The organism is Barnesiella sp. WM24 (genome assembly GCF_004570975.1).
Lineage (GTDB): Bacteria > Bacteroidota > Bacteroidia > Bacteroidales > Muribaculaceae > Muribaculum.
Genome location: NZ_SPPC01000010.1, coordinates 103,508 through 124,399, shown reverse-complemented (window position 1 = coordinate 124,399; position 20,892 = coordinate 103,508). Strand labels below are relative to the sequence as shown.

The 20,892-nt window shown below is 52.1% G+C and carries 21 protein-coding genes; 10 read left to right on the top strand and 11 right to left on the bottom strand.

From position 1 onward, the window contains the following. Positions 1-11: 11 nt before the first annotated feature. The 8 genes from E4T81_RS11770 (at position 12) to E4T81_RS11735 (ending at position 10,984) form a co-directional block, all read left to right on the top strand. Positions 12-1,376: a hypothetical protein gene (locus E4T81_RS11770; RefSeq protein ID WP_209308189.1), complete on the top strand. Its 1,365-nt coding sequence runs from the start codon at positions 12-14 to the stop codon at positions 1,374-1,376. An 11-nt stretch (positions 1,377-1,387) separates the two neighbouring features. Further along, positions 1,388-3,979 (top strand): fimbrillin family protein, encoded by a 2,592-nt coding sequence (locus E4T81_RS11765; RefSeq protein ID WP_167761878.1) that lies wholly within the window; start codon positions 1,388-1,390, stop codon positions 3,977-3,979. Further along, positions 3,976-5,943 (top strand): hypothetical protein, encoded by a 1,968-nt coding sequence (locus E4T81_RS11760; protein WP_135044782.1) that lies wholly within the window; start codon positions 3,976-3,978, stop codon positions 5,941-5,943. Before E4T81_RS11765 ends, E4T81_RS11760 begins: the two co-directional genes overlap by 4 nt. A 21-nt stretch (positions 5,944-5,964) precedes the next feature. Next, on the top strand, positions 5,965-7,239 hold the full coding sequence (locus E4T81_RS11755; RefSeq protein WP_135044780.1) for a hypothetical protein: 1,275 nt from the start codon (positions 5,965-5,967) through the stop codon (positions 7,237-7,239). 92 nt (positions 7,240-7,331) lie between these two features. After that, positions 7,332-8,105: a DUF1295 domain-containing protein gene (locus tag E4T81_RS11750; protein ID WP_209308188.1), complete on the top strand. Its 774-nt coding sequence runs from the start codon at positions 7,332-7,334 to the stop codon at positions 8,103-8,105. Between the two features lie 4 nt (positions 8,106-8,109). Next, positions 8,110-9,342: an NADH:flavin oxidoreductase gene (locus E4T81_RS11745; protein WP_135044778.1), complete on the top strand. Its 1,233-nt coding sequence runs from the start codon at positions 8,110-8,112 to the stop codon at positions 9,340-9,342. Continuing rightward, entirely contained in the window at positions 9,339-10,133 is a 795-nt protein-coding gene (locus E4T81_RS11740) for an SDR family oxidoreductase (RefSeq protein WP_167761876.1), read from the top strand. Before E4T81_RS11745 ends, E4T81_RS11740 begins: the two co-directional genes overlap by 4 nt. After that, positions 10,130-10,984, top strand: a complete 855-nt coding sequence (locus E4T81_RS11735) for an SDR family NAD(P)-dependent oxidoreductase (protein ID WP_135044774.1) — start codon at positions 10,130-10,132, stop codon at positions 10,982-10,984. The genes E4T81_RS11740 and E4T81_RS11735 overlap by 4 nt, the downstream gene beginning before the upstream one ends. Here the strand turns inward: E4T81_RS11735 and E4T81_RS11730 are convergent. The 9 genes from E4T81_RS11730 to E4T81_RS11690 form a co-directional block, all read right to left on the bottom strand. Continuing rightward, on the bottom strand, positions 10,929-11,507 hold the full coding sequence (locus E4T81_RS11730; protein WP_135044772.1) for a TatD family hydrolase: 579 nt from the start codon (positions 11,505-11,507) through the stop codon (positions 10,929-10,931). The two genes, E4T81_RS11735 and E4T81_RS11730, sit on opposite strands and share 56 nt — an antisense overlap. Beyond that, positions 11,504-11,725, bottom strand: a complete 222-nt coding sequence (gene yidD / locus E4T81_RS11725; RefSeq protein ID WP_135044770.1) for a membrane protein insertion efficiency factor YidD — start codon at positions 11,723-11,725, stop codon at positions 11,504-11,506. The genes E4T81_RS11730 and yidD overlap by 4 nt, the downstream gene beginning before the upstream one ends. Continuing rightward, complete coding sequence (locus tag E4T81_RS11720; RefSeq protein WP_135044768.1) at positions 11,725-12,114, bottom strand: ribonuclease P protein component; 390 nt, start codon at positions 12,112-12,114, stop codon at positions 11,725-11,727. Before E4T81_RS11720 ends, yidD begins: the two co-directional genes overlap by 1 nt. Before the next feature lie 5 nt (positions 12,115-12,119). Next, positions 12,120-12,869, bottom strand: a complete 750-nt coding sequence (locus tag E4T81_RS11715; RefSeq protein ID WP_135044766.1) for a uroporphyrinogen-III synthase — start codon at positions 12,867-12,869, stop codon at positions 12,120-12,122. Positions 12,870-12,890: 21 nt separating this feature from the next. Next, complete coding sequence (locus E4T81_RS11710) at positions 12,891-13,667, bottom strand: DUF4271 domain-containing protein (protein ID WP_135044764.1); 777 nt, start codon at positions 13,665-13,667, stop codon at positions 12,891-12,893. Between the two features lie 20 nt (positions 13,668-13,687). Continuing rightward, entirely contained in the window at positions 13,688-14,260 is a 573-nt protein-coding gene (locus E4T81_RS11705; RefSeq protein WP_135044762.1) for a TIGR00730 family Rossman fold protein, read from the bottom strand. A 1-nt stretch (position 14,261) separates the two neighbouring features. Beyond that, entirely contained in the window at positions 14,262-14,870 is a 609-nt protein-coding gene (locus E4T81_RS11700) for a riboflavin synthase (protein ID WP_135044760.1), read from the bottom strand. Between the two features lie 27 nt (positions 14,871-14,897). Next, positions 14,898-16,187, bottom strand: a complete 1,290-nt coding sequence (locus E4T81_RS11695; RefSeq protein WP_135044758.1) for an O-acetylhomoserine aminocarboxypropyltransferase/cysteine synthase family protein — start codon at positions 16,185-16,187, stop codon at positions 14,898-14,900. Between the two features lie 174 nt (positions 16,188-16,361). Further along, positions 16,362-17,654: an O-acetylhomoserine aminocarboxypropyltransferase/cysteine synthase family protein gene (locus E4T81_RS11690; protein ID WP_135044756.1), complete on the bottom strand. Its 1,293-nt coding sequence runs from the start codon at positions 17,652-17,654 to the stop codon at positions 16,362-16,364. Positions 17,655-17,831: 177 nt separating this feature from the next. Between E4T81_RS11690 and E4T81_RS11685 the strand changes: the two genes are divergently transcribed. Continuing rightward, positions 17,832-18,299 carry an Lrp/AsnC family transcriptional regulator gene (locus E4T81_RS11685; RefSeq protein WP_371683049.1) on the top strand — a complete coding sequence of 156 codons (468 nt, stop codon included), beginning with the start codon at positions 17,832-17,834 and terminating at the stop codon, positions 18,297-18,299. On the opposite strand, the gene E4T81_RS11680 is transcribed toward E4T81_RS11685, so the two are convergent. Further along, positions 18,284-18,619, bottom strand: a complete 336-nt coding sequence (locus E4T81_RS11680) for a hypothetical protein (protein WP_135044752.1) — start codon at positions 18,617-18,619, stop codon at positions 18,284-18,286. The two genes, E4T81_RS11685 and E4T81_RS11680, sit on opposite strands and share 16 nt — an antisense overlap. Before the next feature lie 79 nt (positions 18,620-18,698). Beyond that, on the bottom strand, positions 18,699-20,264 hold the full coding sequence (locus tag E4T81_RS11675) for a mechanosensitive ion channel family protein (protein ID WP_135044750.1): 1,566 nt from the start codon (positions 20,262-20,264) through the stop codon (positions 18,699-18,701). A gap of 91 nt (positions 20,265-20,355) precedes the next feature. Here E4T81_RS11675 and E4T81_RS11670 point away from each other — a divergent pair, with 91 nt between their 5' ends. After that, complete coding sequence (locus tag E4T81_RS11670; protein WP_135044748.1) at positions 20,356-20,838, top strand: hypothetical protein; 483 nt, start codon at positions 20,356-20,358, stop codon at positions 20,836-20,838. Positions 20,839-20,892: the final 54 nt, after the last annotated feature.

The following is a 20,892-nucleotide window of genomic DNA, read 5'->3' as shown; positions in this document are numbered from 1 at the left end:
CCGGAAAAATGATGATGAAATTTGAATTACGACATATAATTCTGATTCTCATACTCGCCATAATGACGGGCTGCACCGACACGCCCGTGCCCGCAGTCGCGCCCTCGCCCGACAGGGCAGCGCGTCCGCTCTCCTTCACCCTGTCATCGGCTACCGTAGAGCCGGCATCGCGCTCGCTCGTCTACGACGGGCTTAACACTTCGTTTACCGAGGGCACTATGATAGGGTGTGTCATCGCGTTCAAGGATGCCGAAGCTGATGGCGGATATGCCTATCAGGCAAACTCTTGCTGGACCTGGCACCCCGACGGGCTGCTGCTCCACAAGCTATATGACGCCGACAACTCTCTCGTCTACCACGCCGTAAAGCCCGACGAAGCCACCATCGAAAACACCCTTATACGCCACTTCACCGCCGAAGAGCTCGCCGAACAGCAACCCGACGCGGAGCCCGACCCCCATGCCCTCTACTACATCAAGCTACTCAACGAGACCGCCGACTACGCCTTCTTCTTCTACTACCCCTACGTCGACGCCGAAGTCCTCACCACTGCAGTAGCAAAAGCCAATGGGAAATCCGATGATTACGGTTATACCCTTTACCAATGGACGGGACTCGCGGTTGAAAACACGCTTGCTTTCTATGTCGGCAATAATAGTGAGGCAGATTTAACAACCAAGCTTGCTCCCTGGACCCAATATCCGGTAATCCCTCTCGATGATTTTTCCAAGGGGACAGGACAAGAAAGACTTGAAAACTCCGACTTCATGTATGGCGCAGTTACCGAAATGCCAAATGAGCAACCACTAAACGCAGAAAACGCCAAATCAGAAATACCCGTCACCCTACAGAAACAGATGGTGACTATGGACTTCCTGTTCTCGGAAACTCCGGATGAAGGTTCGGTCATCTTCAAGCCGACAAGCGCTAACAATAATCACTCTATGGTAAGAATCAGGTACTTCAACATGCTTACAGGCAAATTTGATGGCGAGGCACCTTATGAGCAATACTCCTCAGACCAGTTAAAGTCAAACGCACGATATAACAAAGATATATATCCCGGAAAAATAGACCCCGTAATCGAGGATAAGGTTAAGTACACGGTCTACAGGGTTATTCTTACGCCTCAAAGCGCGAGCGACCTGATAGGGAAAGATTGGGAAGGGAAAGAATCGTCATGCGATTTCACGTTCAAGACAAACGGAGTACAACATACCCTCAAACACATAGCCCGCAATCCGCTACTTACAGAGCTAAAGGGCGGCTACTACTACCGGCTACGCTTTTCCAAGACAGGAGATGATACCGGCTGGCATCTGACGATTGATGATTGGAAAGAAGGAGGAAACACAACTCTTACACGTCCCGACTAAAACTGATGTTTATGGAAAAAAGAGTCAATAAATATATTAGCTTATTATTCGGTTTACTCGTAGCGACGAGTGGATGCACGGATGAATTTGAGACAGAAAATCTCCGTAATGACATCCTGCTGCCCGGAGAATACAAATTCGTGCTCGTAAACGACGCGCCACAATCGCGCGTGTCTTATGAAAATGAAATCAGCTCGGTTTTTGAAACCGGCGACCGCATAGGTGTATTTGCCACTAACTCCGAAAGGCAGATTCAGAATGATGTATTCAGTGCGAGAAACATGGAAAGCAACGAGCTAATCCAGGTGCTTGCACCGCCAAAGGGTGATGTAACCCAAGACCTTGACACAGAAATTCCCGATCCGGGGAGCCAGACACCGCCGCCAAATTACATATTCTATTTCCCTATGAATGAGAAATGGAAATTAAGTGATATGACGAAAGGCACGGGATTTTCTTACAATGTTGAGTCGGACCAGTCTACAAAAGAAAATTATCAGAAATCAGATTTTCTTTGGAATTATCTCACGCCTGACCCCGATGCTGCATATCAGACTGTAAATATGCATCATCTTATGGCAAACATTGTTGTTAAAATCCACAAAGACAGCATCGACACCTCGGAAAATCCCGTAACCGGCAAGCCTAAAGGAATTACCCTGAAAAATATGCAGACAAATGCAACAGGTATAAGTTTTGAAAGGCAACAGTCGGGTGACATGAGATATAGCGTAGCCACCAATACAAAAAGCGACATCGAAATGTATTGTCAAGGAACGTCAGGCGAATATATGATTTATCGCGCTGCTGTGCCTGCATGGACTACGAAAAAGGCGGATGAAGAAATATTTACCGTGACTCTCTATGACAGAAACGGCAACTCCGAAACTGTAACTTACAAGCTTGGAGAAGACCTGTCGATGAAAGACGGTCACTACTACATGTTCACGCTTAGTTCGGCTGTAAAACCCGCAATCCCCGATGTAGGCGACGACGACTCGTGGGTACTTGACGTACTTGACCCCGAATCAGGAGAAATTGTAGGCTTGCTATGTCGCGAATACCTTCGTTACCAACCGGGTAATACTTCTTTGTCCACTCCCGATGTAAGAACAAAACGCACGGATGACGGAATAACAATATCGTCACAAGCATGGGTATTCTATAATCTAATTCCCGGCACAACATTACCAAACCTCAAAGAAGGTACAGTTCTTCGTTTTATATATGACATCATCGGTTCAAATAGTCATGGTGTCGCAGGTGATGCCAAATCCAACAGTTGGCCCCTGCCTCATCATTATGGCTACGACGGTGTAACAGCAGATGGTCTGTTTGCAGCTCGCCACGGTCATGAATGGGTACTTAACGAAGAAGAAAAACATGGTGACAGTTCAAAAGAGTATACCGACTACTATATGCATGGAGGCAAAATAGTATGGGATAAAACGACCAATGACACGGGCGATTTTTATCATATCAGCAGTTTTACAATTGATGACGACTTAAAAATTGACAACATAACTGCGGCAAACTTCGGACATATTGCCATCCCTGAAAATGGCACTCCATATGTCTCTTATTCGCCAATTACCGAGAATAGTCAAAACAAAACCTCATATGACAACAACAATTGCATAATCGGTAAAGTTGTTCCTCACGTATTGCAAGATAACCGCGACGGTGATGACAAAAAATATCCGTTAGTAAAAATCGGATACAATAACTTTTGGATGAGCAAGTCGCTGCGCACTAAAAAGATGAATAACGGACAAGAAGTAATCTGCCGCAATTCCACGCCCGCAGACGGTCATGATAATTGGGTCGATTACGACAATGCCAGTGACTTTATCGAAACCCCATCAATGCTATATCCCCATAGTAGCGCATTAGATGTGTATTCTGAACATGAAAACCCGGACAAATTTCCATATCTATATAGCTATTATGCAGTAAAAGATGAAAATTTCATTCCACCGTCGCAAGATGACAGACTCACTGTAATCTTCCCGACTGAAGATCTTTTTAATGAGACATTAAGCTATTTTGGTTGGAGATTTGCAGCCAAGCTTATGACCTCTGATGTGTCGTTAAGAAGTCAAGCCAGTGGTGGAGTGCTGGAACTTGAAACCGAAAAAGAAGCACTTTCCAACAACAAAATTTTTAATTCGACATATAACTCCTTTGCCTGCAATATTTCAGGTTTCAATTTAAGGACTAACGGTTATCGTCTTCCCCACGTTGACTGGATTGGTTTTGGGTCGGAATGTTCATTATGGCTTGGAGATAATTTCGGAAAGACAGAAGGGAAACTGAAATATCTTAAATTCGCATGTTATGATGTATTCAAAGATTCAGGGTTTTCTGCAATTGTCGGAGAATCATCTCTTGATCAATTCCCATATATAGAAGGGTGCAGTCGAGTATTTTTACCTGTGAGACTTCTTTTGAAATTTAAAGGGCAAGAGGATAGTCCTGCTGCCACACAAAGCATAAAAAATATTTCAAAAAAATCACCCGGTAATCAACCGAGATATACTTCACAACAAAGTGACTCCAAAATTGTCAATGTAAGAATCTCTAAATCCGCAGCAGAGAAATGAGAGATATAATCAGGCATATAACAGTTTTATGCGCCGTGGTGCTGGCGTTTATGTCGGGGGGCTGTGTCTACGATGACAGCCCGGCGGGATGCGGCGACACGGAGCGTCTGCAAGGCAGCGTGCCGGTAAGGTTCACGCTGAAGCTCGACGGCTACGGCTCGCGAGCCGATGGCGGCGGCGTGTGGAATAACAACCACAAGGAGGAGATAGGCACGCGGTTTGACTCCGAGGTCGACCGTCTGCACGTGATGCTGATAGGCAACGACGGCAGTCTCGCCCATGTCGACCTGCGCCAATACATGTATGACGCCGACGCCGATGGCTACACCTTTATCGGCAATATCGACTTAGGCGAAGAGGGTTGGGAGCCGGGCAGCTACCGCGTGATGCTGCTCGCCAACTGCGGGCCCGCACTGATGAGCGCCACCACCCTCGACGGGCTGAAGTCGACGATAGCCGACGTGATGTGGTACAGCCCCAACGGCTCTCCGCGCAACGGAGTGCGCATCCCCATGTGGGGCATGACTACCCACGACTTTACATTTACCGGCAAAAAAGACTCACCCGAGGAGATAGGCTCCATCGACCTGCTCCGCGCCTTAGCCAAGGTGGAAATCAAGCTTGACCCTGCAAAGATGGAGGGCTACAGGCTCGTAAGCGCCCGCATGAGCGCCGCCAACTCTTACATAGACCCCTTCCCCGCGGGATGGGAGACCGCTACCGCCACTCTCGACGGCACTCTGAGCTACGGACACTCGTTTAACCCGGTGAAGACCCCCGTAGGCGGTCATGACTTCGCCCCGGGCATCTACACCGGCGAGAAAGAGGGCTCGATAGTGTTTTATCTGCCCGAATATGACTCTTCCGAGGCAGCCGGCGGAGAGGCTACAATCGACGTCACCGTAAAGCATGAGGCGAGCGGTCAGACCCTCACCTATCCCGCCGCAATCCACTTCAACGACGCCAATGTCAACGGGGGCGGCACGACCGGCGACGCCACCCGCCTGGCTACCGACATTGTGCGCAACCACTACTACCTCTTCACCATCGACGGCATCCACTTCGGCACACTCACCTACGACGTCGACTGCTGGGACTACATCCCCTCCACCCTCGGCTGGGATATCAACCAAAACGATGAACATTATCTGCGGTATAGTAAACCCGACTCAAGATACTGCTTCATCACTCACCCGCGCATTGCGTCAAAAAGTATAAATCAGCTTGTTGACGGAGCGCTGAAAAAAGTGGATATCAAGGTTCTTGAAAACAGCTCGTCGCAGCTCAACTTCACGTTTACAATCTCCAAGCCGGAGGGCGCTGTGTGGAAAGCATTTCTTTATGACGACAAGGAATGTACCATAGAGCATGATTACAAGTATTTCCGCTTTTCCGACGGCAACAACAACGAAAACAACCAACAGGCTGTAAGAACCGGCATCGCGCGCCCCGAGCCTTACAATATAGCCATCGATGTCAACAGAAACTGCTGGATAAAAGACTCATATGTGGGTAAACTTGAATATCCGGCACAAGTCGACGAGAATACGGGTGACATAACCTATGCGGCTATTGAAAAACTGTTTGTGGCGAAATCGGAAGGGTCGGACCGCTACGACATCCCTCTGCCCATCATCCTTGACGGGTCGGACGATGACGTGCTGAGCCCTCTCGCGACAAGCTACAGGGACGCAGGAGAAGTGCCGACAGTCTATCTTGCAATAAAGGTGTCGCTTGACGGCGAGCAGTTTACCGAGAATCTCGTAATCAATCCACCCTACACAGCCGCCGACGGCGCGAAATATTTCGGCGACCTCACCTATCCCGGCACCAAAACCGCGATACAGATACGCCAGGTGCTTGTGGGCGACTACAAAGCGGGACCGAAGGAGCTGATGGAAGGAGTCATCGGCGACAACCGCTTTGGATGGTGGGACACACCGATGGGCTACACTCAACCGTAACAACTAATCGACCGGAAAACAATGAAACGCTACATAACAACGGCAATACTCTTATCGTCACTCCTTGCAGGATGCAGTGACAGCAGTGTCGATGTACCCGCCGACGAGACAGCGGCAGTAGAAATCAGCTACACCACCACCGGCTATTCCGGCTCACGAGCCTCTGGAATAACCACCGACGACGGCTGGGATGACTTTAATGAAAACTCGGTCTACAGTCTTGACCTGTTTCTCGTGAAGGATGACAAGGTGACTCTCCACTGGAGCAAGGAATATCCTGATGACGCGCCCAATTCCACCGACTGCCACACAAGACACGCATTTGTCACTGACGACGTGGAGCTGAGCCATGAGCGCATCAAGGATTCCGACAGGATATATCTTGTGGCAAACTATCCCGGCACATTCTCCGTAGAGGAAGGGAGCAACCCCGCGCTAAACGAGGTGCTCGACGCCGACATCACCGCGACCGCCGACCTCACCCGCCGCAAAGCTTTTGTGATGACCGGGGAAGTGGAGCTTACCGAGAGCATGAAGACCACGCCCTATAATATCAACATACCGCTGAAAAGAGTCGCCGCCAAGGTAAGAATCAATCTCCGCGACAAAGACAACGCAGCGATGGACGCCGGGGCGTTTACAAGTATGATGCTCCACTGTGCCGGAAAGGCAAGACTGTCTCACCGCTATGACATCTACAGCTGGAACGCCTCCAACCGCCTGACGGCTGTCAACAGCGTGCCTGCGGAATTTATCGACAATAGCGAGTGGGAAAGCCTTACCGACATCACCGAACCTCATCCCGCAGAGATGGTGAAAGATGGCGGACACGTGTATTACACCTATCCTACCGACTGGTACAACCATAAAGACAATTATGTCACCAAAGGCTGTACAAACAGCTCGCACTCTGCCGCGCAACACACCGACCCCGACGGGACAGAGCGCACCGACAGGGTTATCGTAAGAGGCTATTCGGCGGGCGAGCCCATAGTGGCGGAGCGACAGGTCTATGCGATAGTCCAGGCACCGTTCAACGGGAAAAGCTATTTCTACAAAGTGCCGGTCAACTACCGCCTGTATAAGTACAATGACCGTCAATGCTTCTCTGAACATGTGCTGTACAACGAGATTCTGCCGCTGTATCGCGCCGACAGGAATCATTTTTACGACGTCACGGCGATAATCGACCGCGCGGGCGCCGGCACTCCGGAGGAAGCCGCAACCAATCCCTATTTCACAGCTACCATAGCCCCGATGAACGACGGCGGAACATTTGACTACATCTACGACTGACGCGCCACCACCCCGGACGCTGCGGCGACACAAAAATTTTGTCGTTTCAAGTATTTTAATTACATTTGAGCGATAACACTTTTTTGTGCGCAATGGAAAATCCGGATGTATGGTTTGACTGGCTGCTTGCCGGAATGGCGGTGACAGCGGTGGTGGTGTTTGTAGCGTTACACTTTGTAGAGGCTGGCTACGGCATCATGTATTCACGTCGCTGGGGCGCCTCGGTCAACAACCGTCTCGGATGGGTATTGATGGAGTCGCCGGTGTTTTTCGCGATGCTCGCCCTCTGGCTCTGCTCCCCGCGCCGCCTCGAGACAGCCCCTGTCGTGATGGCGCTGCTGTTTATGCTCCACTATTTCCAGCGCTCGTTTATCTTCCCGCTGCTTATCAAAGGCAACAGCCGCATGCCGCTGTCGATCATTGTCATGGGCGTCACGTTTAACCTCATCAACGCAGTGATGCAGGGCGGCTGGATATTCTACATCTCGCCTGCGGGACGCTATCCCGCCGACTGGCTGCAGTCGGCACCGTTTATCGCGGGCACAGCGATATTTTTTGCCGGCATGGCAATCAACCTGCACAGCGACCATATAATCCGCAATCTGCGGCGTCCCGGCGACACGCGCCACTATATACCGCGCGGAGGAATGTTCCGCTACGTATCGTCGGCCAACTATTTCGGCGAGGTGGTCGAGTGGACCGGCTTCGCGATACTCACCTGGTCGTGGGCGGGCGCCGTGTTTGCCCTCTGGACCTTTGCCAATCTCGCCCCGCGCGCCCGGAAAATCAACAGCCGCTACCGACTGGAGTTTGGCGACGAGTTCAGCACCCTGAATCTAAAAAGTATCTTACCCTTTATATACTGACACCATGCACGAACAATCGATATTATTCACCCCCGCGCAGATAGGACCCGTGACCCTGCGCAACCGCACGATACGCTCGGCGGCATTTGAGGGGATGTGTCCCGGCAACAGCCCGTCGCAGATGCTGAAAGACTATCATCTTTCGGTGGCTGAAGGCGGTGTGGGCATGACGACTCTCGCCTATGCCTCCGTGACCCGCAACGGGCTTTCATTTCCGCGTCAGCTCTGGATGAGACCTGAAATCATCGCGGGACTGCGCAACATTACCGACGCCATCCACGCCACAGGCGCCAAAGCGTCGATACAGCTCGGACACTGCGGCAACATGTCACACAAGTCGACAGCCGGCGAGACCCCGATCTCGGCTTCGGGCCGATTCAATATCTACTCACCGACACCGGTCAGAAAGATGCGCGACGATGAAATCACGGCTATGGCGCGGTCATTTGGCGACGCTGTCAGGCTGTCGCGCGACGCCGGGATGGACTGCGTGGAGATTCACGCCGGCCACGGCTATCTGATAAGCCAGTTTCTGTCGCCTTACACCAACCGCCGCCGCGACCGCTGGGGCGGCTCGCTCGACAACAGGATGCGCTTCATGCGCCTGTGTATGGAGGAGGTGATGAAAGCCGCCGGAAGCGACATGGGCGTCATCGTCAAGACCAACATGCGCGACGGCTTCAAGGGAGGCATAGAAATCGACGAGGGACTGCTCATCGCGCGCGAGCTGGAGCAACTCGGCGCCCATGCGCTCGTGTTGTCAGGCGGATTTGTCAGCAAGGCACCGATGTATGTCATGCGCGGCGAGATGCCTATAGGCGCGATGACCCATTATATGGACTGCTGGTGGCTGAAATATGGTGTCAGGATGTTTGGCAAGATGATGGTGCCCACGGTCCCCTACAAGGAGTGTTATTTCCTTGACGACGCCAAGATATTCCGCAAGGAGCTGAAGATGCCGCTGATATATGTGGGCGGGTGCTCTACGCGCAGCTCGATAGAGCGGGTGCTTGGCGAGGGCTTTGAATTTGTGCAGATGGCGCGCTCGCTCCTGACGATGCCCGACTTCGTAAGACGCATGCGGGAAGAGGAGCTTGAAAGCTCGGGATGTGACCACGTGAACTACTGCATAGGAAGGATGTATTCGCGCGAGATGGCATGCCACAAGTGTGTCAGCGACCTTACCCCCGGGCTGAAGCGCGAGATTGCCAACATCAAAGCGCGTCAACAGTCATGAAATGGGCGGTTGTCACCGGGGCGTCTTCCGGGATAGGTCTGGAATTTGCCCATCAGCTCGCCGAACGCCGCTACTCGCTGCTCATGGTCAGCAACCAGAGCAATGAGCTCGTGGCATGGGCGGAAAAGATACATGAACGCTACGGGGTAGCCACGATAGCCCACTGTATTGACCTTACCGCGCCTGATGCCGCCGGGAGTGTCAGGGGCGTGTTGCAGGCCAACGGGATTGTGCCGGAAGTGCTTATAAACAATGCCGGGATATTTGACTTCAAAAAAGTGGAGGAGCTCGGTAAAAGGCGCATCGAAGTGTATATCGACCTGCATGTAAGGGCGGTGACGATGCTTACCACGGAGATAGCGATGATGATGGCACAGGAGTCAAACGGCGGCTATATCCTCAACATGTCGTCGATGTCATGCTGGATGCCGATGCCGGGAATAGCGATGTACAGCGCGACTAAAGCCTACATACGCACATTCTCGCGCGCGATGCGAGTAGAGATGAAAGACTACGGAGTGTCAGTGACCGTCGCCTGTCCCGGCGGCATATCGACATCACTTTTCGGACTGCCAGAGAAGTGGAAGCGGTTTGCCGTGAGAATCGGGGTGCTGGTGACGCCACACACATTTGTGCGCCGCGCCATGCGCAAGATGTTCAGGCGCAAAGCCCAGTATATCAACGGCGGACTAAACCGCATGGCAATCGTAGCAGTCGCGATGCTTCCCGAGCGTGGCAGACTGATGATAAAACGCATAGGGCTCGACCGTCAAAAAAAGACCGACAAATGAGCGGAAAGACCTATATCGTAACCGGTGCCACGGGAGGCATAGGCAAAGCCATCGTAAAGGGGCTGACTGAACGCGGCGCGGCAAGAGTGATACTCGCATGCCGCAACATCGCGAAAGCCCGGAAACTTATCGAATCGCTGCAGCCGGGGATGACAGAACTGACTGCAATGGAGGTCGACCTGGAGTCGCTGGAGAGCGTGAGGCGGTTTGCCAAGGCGATTGCGGCGAGCGGCCTAAGCATAGACGGGCTCTTTAACAACGCCGGGACGATGCCGGGCGACGTCATTCTCACCGCCGACGGCTATGAATCGGCGACCCAGACCAATTTTCTCGCCACAGGGCTGCTCACGCGGCTTCTGCTCCCTTGCATGGCGGATGACGGGGCGATTGTGTTCACTACTTCGATGACGCGCCGCATAGCCCGCCTGCGTGACGACTGGCGCGAGCGCGCTGTGAGTCACCACCACCGGTTTACGACCTACGGGCGCAGCAAGCTTATGCTCACCCATTTCGCCCTTGACCTGTCAGCCGAGCTGCGTCACCGCCACATAAGAGTCAACTGCTCCGACCCGGGCATCGTGGACTCAGCCATTATCACGATGGACAACAAGGTAATCGACTATCTGAGCGACAGATTATTCCGCCCCGTCATTTCCACTCCCAGGCAGGGCGCGGCACCTGCACTCGCGGCGATGGAAAGCCGCCTGACGGGTCATATATTCACCTTGTCGGGACACAGCCCGATACCGGCTGGCTATCAGAAACAACGGTTGCACCCCATTGCCACGGATGCCGTCAGAGCGTTGCAGCAGGCATGTGAGGCAGGCGTGCCGCAATCTCGCCTATCGTAAGGGTGCTTTCGTCGGTCTCGGCAAAGAGCCTGTCAGGGGGGATAACCGCCGCGGCGGCTTGATTGAAATTCTCACCAAGCGATATGTAGAATCCGGCGCGCAGCAACTCGGCTGCAAGCTCCGGCTTTCCTCGGAAACCGTGGACTATCCAAGGCTGTGACGGCTTCAGTTCACGCTTCAGCCTGATTATTTCAGGAAATGCCTTGACGACATGAAGTATCATCGGTTTTTGCGCCTCTTCACTTATATCCGCCTGCCGGCGGAAGATTCCGGTCTGCCTTTCCATCGACGCGCCTCGCAGCCTGTCGATGCCCGCCTCACCGATTGCGACCACCTCCGGAAGACGCGACAGACGCCTCACCTCTTCAAGGCGCCGCTCAATCTCGTCATCAGGCAGCAAGGTGTCCCAGGGATGCACCCCCGATGAATACAGAAATCCCGGTTCAGGCAGTTCGCCGGGAGCAAGATTAATCACGGCATCACGGCGGTGATGATGGTGGGTGTGGACATCTGTCACTGTCATGGCACAGGGTCATAACCGCTGCCACCCCATGGATGACACCGCAATATACGCCTCACCGCAAGCCACAGCCCTTTCACGGGTCCATGCTTGCGCAGAGCCTCGATAGTGTACTGGCTGCATGTCGGCACATAGCGGCACGACGGGGGTAGCATCGGGGAGATGGCAAGCTGGTAGAAGCGCACAGGCAAGATAAGGATATTTACAATAAGCCTTTTCATCAGGAGGCGGCACAAGCATTTCTCACCTTTTCCAGAGCCTTGCACATCGCCGCGTGAATCAGCGCAGAAGGCAGCACCTTGTCGGCGACATATATAAACGCGATGTCGACCTGCATGTCGGCGACAGAGCCGAGAATCGCGCGGTTCAGGCGATATGCCTCACGGACACGACGACGCACCGTCACGCGGTCGACCGCATGACGGAGGCGTTTTTTGGGGACTGATATCATGAACTGCATACCCGACTGCCGGGCGGCGTTCTTGCGCCACACAAACCGCAACGGATAAGACGTAGAGGCAGCCGAGCCGCCTGAACGATCAAACAGCAAGTCTATAGCAGTGACCGAACACAGCTTCTCGCGCTTATACAGACGCCCCGAAGCAGCCATCGGAATCAATTGTTTTTAGCATCTTCCTTGAGGAAGAGATCAAGGGCGGCGGTCATTGAAGGAGCCTTCACCGAGGGGGCCTCCATGTCAAGACGAAGACCGGCATCGCGCACAGCCTTGGCGGTAGTGGAGCCGAAGGTGCCTATCTTGATTTCATCCTGCTTGAATTTAGGGAAATTCTTCAACAGCGAGTCGATACCAGACGGGCTGAAGAACAGCAGCATATCGTAGTCAAACGGCTCATCGGGACCGAAATCATTGCTCACCGTGCGATACATCACCGCCTTGGTGTAATTGATATTATTGTGGTCAAGCACGTTCAGGTCCTCTTTATGCACGCTGCTTACCGCATAGAGATAGCGTTCCTTGTTATGCTTTAGCAGGTAAGGCAACAGGTCGTCAAGCTTGCCTGTATTCACAAAAAATATCTTGCGCTTACGATACACGATGTATTTCTGCAGATAGTTGGCGATAGCCTCTGTCGTGCAGAAATATTTCATAGTGTCGGGCACTGTATATCGCATCTCTTCGCAAAGACGGAAGAAATGGTCGACAGCAGTGCGTGCTGTAAATATTATTGCCGTGAAGTCAGAAAGAGTTATGCGCGACTGGCGAAACTCCTTTGCACTAAGCCCCTCCACCTTGATGAAAGGACGAAACTCAATTTCAACTCCGTATTTCTCCGCAATTTCGTAATAGGGCGATTTATCTGATGTAGGTTTCGGTTGAGAAACAAGTACTTTTTTTACTTTCACTCTCTTATCGACTTGTGTAGATTAGCTAATTAAGTTACAACAAAGTGAAACCGTGCCATTAAATAGTAAAATGGGCGGTATAATTTCCACGCTGCAAAGGTACAAAATAAAATAAAGCAGAGAGGCAAAATTCTTATAAAAAATTCTAAATCCCTTATATATGAAGACTAACCTGATGCAAAAATACAATGAAACACTTGCAGTCAGCAACCATTTTGTAGCTGAGGGATAAAACAATATGGCAAGCGCAGGCACCAGCAGCAACGCACCGAGAATCGTCTGGCTCGCATTAAACCCCCGTAGCCACAGCGATGTTGAAAACTTGTCGGAAAACACGTAGCCGATGAATTTATAGACGACCACCTGCCACAGATAGTAGCATCCCGCCACTCCCGTGAGCAGCCCTACCACAAGGAGCAGCCGCGACGAAGGGATGACGACAGCGGTGTTTATCGCCGCGACGACAAGCAGCGCCTCGCAGATAAACATCAATATGACACACACGACAAATGCACGTGTCTCATTGACCGTACGGGCGTCAAACAGATGATTGCGCTCCTTCAGGCTCCAGAGATCATGAAACGTGACACTGAAAAACTTAGGATACTGCCGGATGTTGAACACGACAAGCAGCAACATTGCCATCACGACACACAGGATGTCGGAATTGTATCCGAGCAATTCGGGTCGCAACTCCACCGGCATGCCTTGAGTATAAGGCGTGACCACAGTATTGAACACCCTGCCGCCAACCTCAAAAGGAGCATCGGTAATATGACTCAACAAATCGCCACGCATAACTGACTCACAAAATGAGATTAATACTTCTCGCCGTCAAGGCAAAACTCACTCCGGGCTATCGCCATTTCCACGGCTTCCTCCGGTGACACCGCCACCTGCCACAGATCGGCGGCTCGCATGAAATGCTCGCTGTCAGTGTGGCGCAGATGCTCAAGCAGCAGGTCATAAAACCCGAACGCATTGGCAATCACCACATTTCCTTTATACAGTCCCAGCTGGCGCCAGGTGATAATCTCAAACAGTTCATCAAGAGTGCCCACTCCGCCCGGAAGCGCGATTGCCCCGCGGGAAAGCCGCGCCATCGTAGCCTTGCGCTCGTGCATGGATGCAGTCGAAATCATTTCGTGAAGTTCCGGATGATTCCACCCGCGCTCAATCATGAAATCAGGCAACACACCCGTCACCTCGCCGCCGGCTTCCAGTGCGCCCTCGATAGAGGCGCCCATAAGCCCCGCCCTGCCTCCGCCGTTGACAAGACGGTAACCGCGCCGGGCTATCTCCCTGCCCACCTCGCGGGCAAAGTCATAATAACGGCTGTCAATCTCGGCGCTTGAAGCACCATACACCACTATTCCAAGCGAATTATCCATATCACTCGCCGACCTCCATGAGACGCGCAAGATACTTGCCGATTATGTCAAACTCGATATTTACACGCGAACCTTCCGCGATACGGCAGAAATTAGTGTGTTCAAACGTATAGGGGATTATCGCCACACGGAAAGAATCAAGCTCGGAGTCACAGACAGTAAGGCTGACACCGTTGACTGTCACCGACCCTTTCTCCACAGTCACGTAGCCACGCTTAGCCATAGCCGGCTCAACCGAATAGCGGAAACGGAAATATGTGCTGCCGTCAACGGTCTCTATGTCGTCACACACTGCAGTACAGTCGACATGTCCCTGAACGATATGCCCGTCAAGACGCCCGTTCATCACCATGCTACGCTCGACGTTGACAAGGTCGCCCGGCTTCAAATCGCCGAGATTGCTGCGGTCAAGCGTCTCCTGAATTGCAGTTACGGTGTAAGTATTGTCGCCGGGAAGAGCCACAACAGTGAGACACACTCCGTTATGAGACACCGACTGGTCGATTTTAAGCTCATCGACAAAAGAGCAGGTGAGTGTAAGGTGTACATTTCCACCGTCACGCACTATCGCCACCACTTTGGCGGCTTCTTCAACTATTCCAGAGAACATTTCTATATCTAATTTATATAAACATTTTCACGCATAAGCGGCTTCAAGAGCCTGCTCTATGTCAGCGATTATATCGTCAGAGTTTTCAATACCCACAGAGAAGCGTATGAGGTCGGGGCGCACACCGGCTTCCATCAGCTGCTCGTCGGAGAGCTGGCGATGGGTATGGCTCGCCGGATGCAGCACGCTTGTACGCGCGTCGGCGACATGGGTGACAATCGCGGCAAGCTTCAGGCTGTCCATAAACCTGATTGCCACATCCCTGCCTCCTTTAAGCCCAAACGAAATCACGCCACACGACCCGCCGGGCATGTATTTCTCGGCAAGGGCGTGATAGGGATTGTCAGGCAGCCCGCAATAGTTGACCCAAGCCACTTTGTCGTTGGCGTCAAGATATTCGGCTACAGCCTGCGCATTCTTGCAATGCTGCGCAACGCGAAGATGCAGGGTCTCCAGACCTATGTTGAGCAGAAAAGCGTTTTGCGGCGACTGGATGCTTCCAAGGTCACGCATAAGCTGCGCGGTAGCCTTTGTTATATATGCTCCCTTGCCAAACGCCTTGGTATACGTAAGCCCGTGGTAAGACTCGTCGGGCGAACACAGTCCGGGGAATTTCTCAGCATAGGCATCCCAGTCAAAATTGCCGCTGTCCACTATAGCGCCGCCTACACTTGTCGCATGTCCGTCCATATATTTTGTGGTCGAATGTACCACTATGTCGGCGCCCCACTCGAAGGGACGGCAATTAATCGGCGTGGGAAATGTATTGTCGACAATCAGAGGCACCCCGTGCTTGTGGGCTACACGGGCAAACTTCTCAATATCCAGAACCTCAAGCGACGGATTGGAAATAGTCTCGCCAAAGAGTGCCTTGGTCTCAGGACGGAATGCAGCCGAAATCTCCTCTTCCGAGGCATTGGGGCTTACAAAGGTCACCTCAATGCCAAGCTTCTTCATCGTGACGGCAAACAGGTTGAATGTGCCGCCATATATGGCTGAAGAACTCACAAAATGGTCACCCGCCTCACAGACATTGAACACCGCGTAGAAGTTTGCCGCTTGTCCGCTTGATGTAAGCATGGCCGCCACTCCCCCTTCAAGCGCGGCAATCTTGGCCGCCACTGCGTCATTGGTGGGGTTCTGTAGACGAGTATAGAAATACCCGCTATCCTCCAGGTCAAAGAGTCGCGCCATCTGCTCGCTCGTTTCATATTTGAATGTCGTGCTCTGATATATCGGCAGCACACGCGGCTCCCCCTTGCCCGGCGACCATCCCGCCTGCACACAAAGAGTCTCCGGCTTAAATTGCTTGTCCATGATTTCGTAACTTCTGATTATTTAGTTTAATTACTCACAAAGTTACATAAATCACTCTGACTTTGCAAATCGCCTGCAACAGCCCGCCGCGATGCCCGGTCAGAAATGGGGTAAAAAAAGATGGCGTCACAATGATGTGACGCCACTTATCATAAAACCATTACTTATATTCCCCTAAACCTTGTCGAGTGCCTGAGAAAGATCGGCAAGCAGGTCATCTATATGCTCGGTACCGATTGACAGGCGCACTGTTCCCGGATATATCTGCTGGTCAGCCTTCTGCTCGTCGGTCAACTGCGAGTGGGTCGTTGTCGCGGGATGGATTACAAGACTCTTCACGTCAGCGACATTGGCAAGCAGGGAGAATATTTCAAGCGAATCGATGAAGCAGTGAGCCTCATTTTCCCCGCCGTCAATCTCGAAAGTGAATATCGAGCCGCCGCCGTTAGGGAAATAATGCTTGTACAGAGTGTGGTCGGGGTGGTCGGGGAGCGACGGATGGTTGACACGCTTCACCTTAGGATGCTTAGACAGGAAGTCGACCACACGGGAAGCATTATAGCTGTGGCGCTCAACCCTTAACGACAAGGTCTCGAGACCCTGAAGCAGGATAAACGCGTTGAAAGGGCTTATCGTGGCGCCGGTGTCGCGCAAAAGGACGGCGCGGATGCGGGTTACGAACGCGGCGGGACCGGCTACATCGGCAAATACCGCTCCGTGATAACTGGGGTCGGGCTCGGCAAGCTGCGGGAATTTACCCGAAGCCTTCCAGTCGAAGTTGCCGCTGTCCACAATCACACCACCGAGAGAAGTGCCATGTCCGCCGATAAACTTAGTCGCGGAATGTACTACTATGTCAGCCCCAAGTTCAATAGGACGAATCAGAAACGGTGTGCCGAAAGTATTGTCGATTATCAGCGGAATGCGATGCTGATGGGCAATCTCCGCCACAGCCTTGATGTCAATGATATTGGAGTTAGGATTTCCGAGCGTCTCGATAAAAATAGCCTTTGTCTCCGGGCGTATAGCCTTCTCAAAATTATTAAGGTCGGCGGGGTCGACAAAAGTCGTTGTCACTCCATAGGCAGGCAGGGTGTGGTCAAGAAGATTATATGACCCGCCGTAGATAGTCTTTGCGGCAACAATATGGTCGCCGTCACGGGTTATGTTAAGCAGGGCATAAGTGATTGCCGCCGCACCGGAGGCAACGGCAAGTCCTGCCACGCCGCCTTCAAGAGCGGCGACACGCTCCTCAAAGACCCCCTGGGTGCTGTTGGTCAGTCTGCCGTAGATATTTCCCGGGTCCTGCAGTCCGAAACGCGCAGCAGCGTGAGCCGAGTCACGAAACACATAAGATGTCGTCTGATATATAGGCACGGCGCGTGCGTCGGTTGCCGGGTCGGGCTGTTCCTGTCCCACATGAAGCTGGAGAGTCTCAAAATGAAGTTGATTTCTGTCGAGTGCCATAATTATATGATTTTTATTGTTAATATTTCGTTTTTGTTTTCTGCAAAGTTAGAGCCAATAGAAAATTTTGACAACAAAATCACCTTATTACAGAATAATCGGCTATATTTGCACTCCATATAAGAATTTTCATCACGAAACAACCGTAAAAAAGAGGGTCAAACAGAATAAATGACAATGCTAACCGAACAGCTTGACGACATAGATCTCGGAATATTGCGCGCCCTTCAAGACGACGGACGCCTTACCGTAAAGGAGCTCGCCGCAAAAGTACACCGCTCGACCACCCCCGTATTTGAGCGGCTCAAGCGTCTTGAGACCAACGGCTACATACGCCGTTACGTAGCGATAATAGACGCTGACAAGGTGGGGCAGGGATTCATGGTGTTCTGCCGCGTCAAGCTAAGCCACATGAATCGCGCCATAGCCACAGAGTTCACTAATTATATAAGCGACCTGCCCGAGGTGACAGAGTGTTATAATGTGTCAGGCGACTACGATTATCTTCTGAAAATATACTCCCCTTCGATGAGCGCCTATCAGGAATTTCTGCTAAACAAGCTTGGCGCATTTGAGGGGCTCGGCTCGATAGAGTCGACATTTGTGATGTCAGAGCTGAAACACGACTATCACCTGCCCTTTTGAGCTTTTATATAATTGGACATGTCAATCCGGTCATATATGTCCCACAACGCCCGGTCGGAATAGACACATCCATTGCCGTAAACGGCAATCACGCTGTCAAGGCAATCGTAGACATAGCCGTTGGCATACCGGCCCACGACCTCATTACGCTCGGTCATGATATACCCGTTGCGCGCATAGCCCACTACATCCCAGTCGGAGTCAAGTATATAGCCGTTACTGTAACGCGCTACAAATTCATCCATCCCGGTGACAGTCCTTACCGAGGCACAAGAACACATGATTGTCGCGGCAATTGCCGATAACAAGATTTTCTTCATTACTTCAATGATTATAAATGTTATAGTCTATCGACCGATGCAAAGATAGTCAACATCAACGACATTGGCAAACCGCCGCTCAGTCGGCGGGTGTGGGTGACGATGATGTCGATTCTCCCGGGACGAGAGGAGGCACAGTGCCCTCCGATGCCGGCATCATCGGTATGCCGGCGGCTTTTGCCTCCTTGACGGCAGCCGCTATCGAATCAGGATAAACCGGCTGCGTCGTGTAGGCAAATCCGTGGTCGCCCGATGTGTTGGGCGGCACCATGAAGTTAGTAATCGGGTCATAGGTAGCCATTTCCACCGGAGAGTCGCCGTTATAAGGCAATGCCTCCGGCTTAGGATTGGCGATATTGACCACGTCACGTCCGGTCGGCGACGAGAATGCCGACAGCCCGAATGCGGGAGCCACAGCCATGATATGCTCAAAGATGTCGCTCTGTATGCCTTCGTATGACACCCATTCCGTAGTGTTCAGATAACAGAATATCTGCAACGGCACCCCGGTTGCCGTCTGCTGCATCAGCCTCACCATGCAGGTAGGCCCGCCCATCGCCACATAAGGATGATGATGAAGGTAAAGCCCGACATAGGCGCGGTAACATCCGAGATTGGTAGAGATAGACCCGTTTACCTTTATGTCATCGTGCATCAGGCATGTAGCCTGTCCCTTGGCGGCGTCAGCCTGCATCAGCTCGATATACTCTTTCATGAAAGGCTGCTTTTTGAACTCTTCGAGCATGTCGGGGGTGGTGGGGCGCACCGTTGAAATGTCAATCCACACCGAGCGTTCAATCTGCCTGCGACCACGCTCCTTCATCTTGTTCCAGTTCTGAAATGAAGTCGACACAAGCGTATAGGGAGGCAGCGTCACGGTGGTGTTATCCCAGTTGCGTACCTTGACGGCAGTCAAAGAGACATCGGTGACAATGCCGTTGGCGATAGTGCCAGGCACGGAAATCCAGTCGCCTACCCTCAGCATGTCATTGACCGACAGCTGTAACCCGGCGACAAATCCGAGAATCGAGTCCTTGAATATCAACATAAGAGCGGCGGCAAACGCGCCAAGCCCCGTAAGCAGCACCGCCGGCGACCGGTCGACGAGTATCGACACCGCGATAATCGCGATAATAATCCACACAAGCCCTTTTGCCACATTAAGAATGCCTTTGAGAGGAAGGTTCTTAGTGTTTTCCTTACGGTCATAGTTGGTCCATATTATATTGAACAGGGAGCATATGGTCCATCCAAGCACCACGACAAAATACACCAGCACGACACGCTCTATGATTGCAAGGGTGTGATTGTCGGTCTGGAATGCAAAAGGTATCAGCCCGAGAAACACCAGCGGGGGAATCACATGGCTCATCTTGTTCACGATATTTTCATGCTGCAACTCCTCGACAAATATCGTGTGGCGCGAATACACCAGCTTCTGCACGACAGCGACAACCACTTTCCTGACAACCCAGCCGGCAAGCAGGGCTGTGGCGAGCACAATGATGGCATAAATTATCTCTTCAGCCGAACCCGACTGTTCAAGTCCGAGCCGCGTCAGAAACCTGTCAATCTGCATAAGCAGCCACGCGGCAACCTTATGGGTAGGAATCAGGTGGTGGGACATAAATAAATCGTGAGACATCGATAAATAGATTGAACGTGAATAATCATAGATAAATAACACGCCACATGATACATTGGTTTTGACAAATTATGGTTAACTTTGGACTGTCATGACATCACTCTGGATTGCAATAGGCGAAGTCGAGATATGTGTATTGCTGCTCATTCTCGCGGCGGCAGTGCTTGCCCTCGCCATACGTCCGGGCGCGAGACGCCCTGCCGAGACATATTTTTACTCCGGCGACCTCACAGTGACCGGCTCAGCCTCACCGTCAATATCGCTTGCGGTCGACGACGGCTACCGCGCAGTCCTGTCACGGTCAGGACTGGAGGGAATGGTCAACGCCGACGGCGCCGTAAGCCTTGCGGTGACAGTCGCCGGCACCGACGTGACAATAGAAGAGCGCGTAGTCGCCGGACACATGATGGCGCCCGACGGCATATATCCCGACAGCGCGATATTTTATCTTGACTGCCTGCCGCCCAACACCCGCGTCCACCTGCGCTATAATTCATCAGCGTCAAGCCGCTCGGCATCACTTACATTTACCGTAAAACCGGGATTCAGATACTCGCTGGACCTCAACCAATAGCAGGCGACACCGCCGCCTGCGGCAGTAGAAAATGCAATAGATTGTTAAATCGTT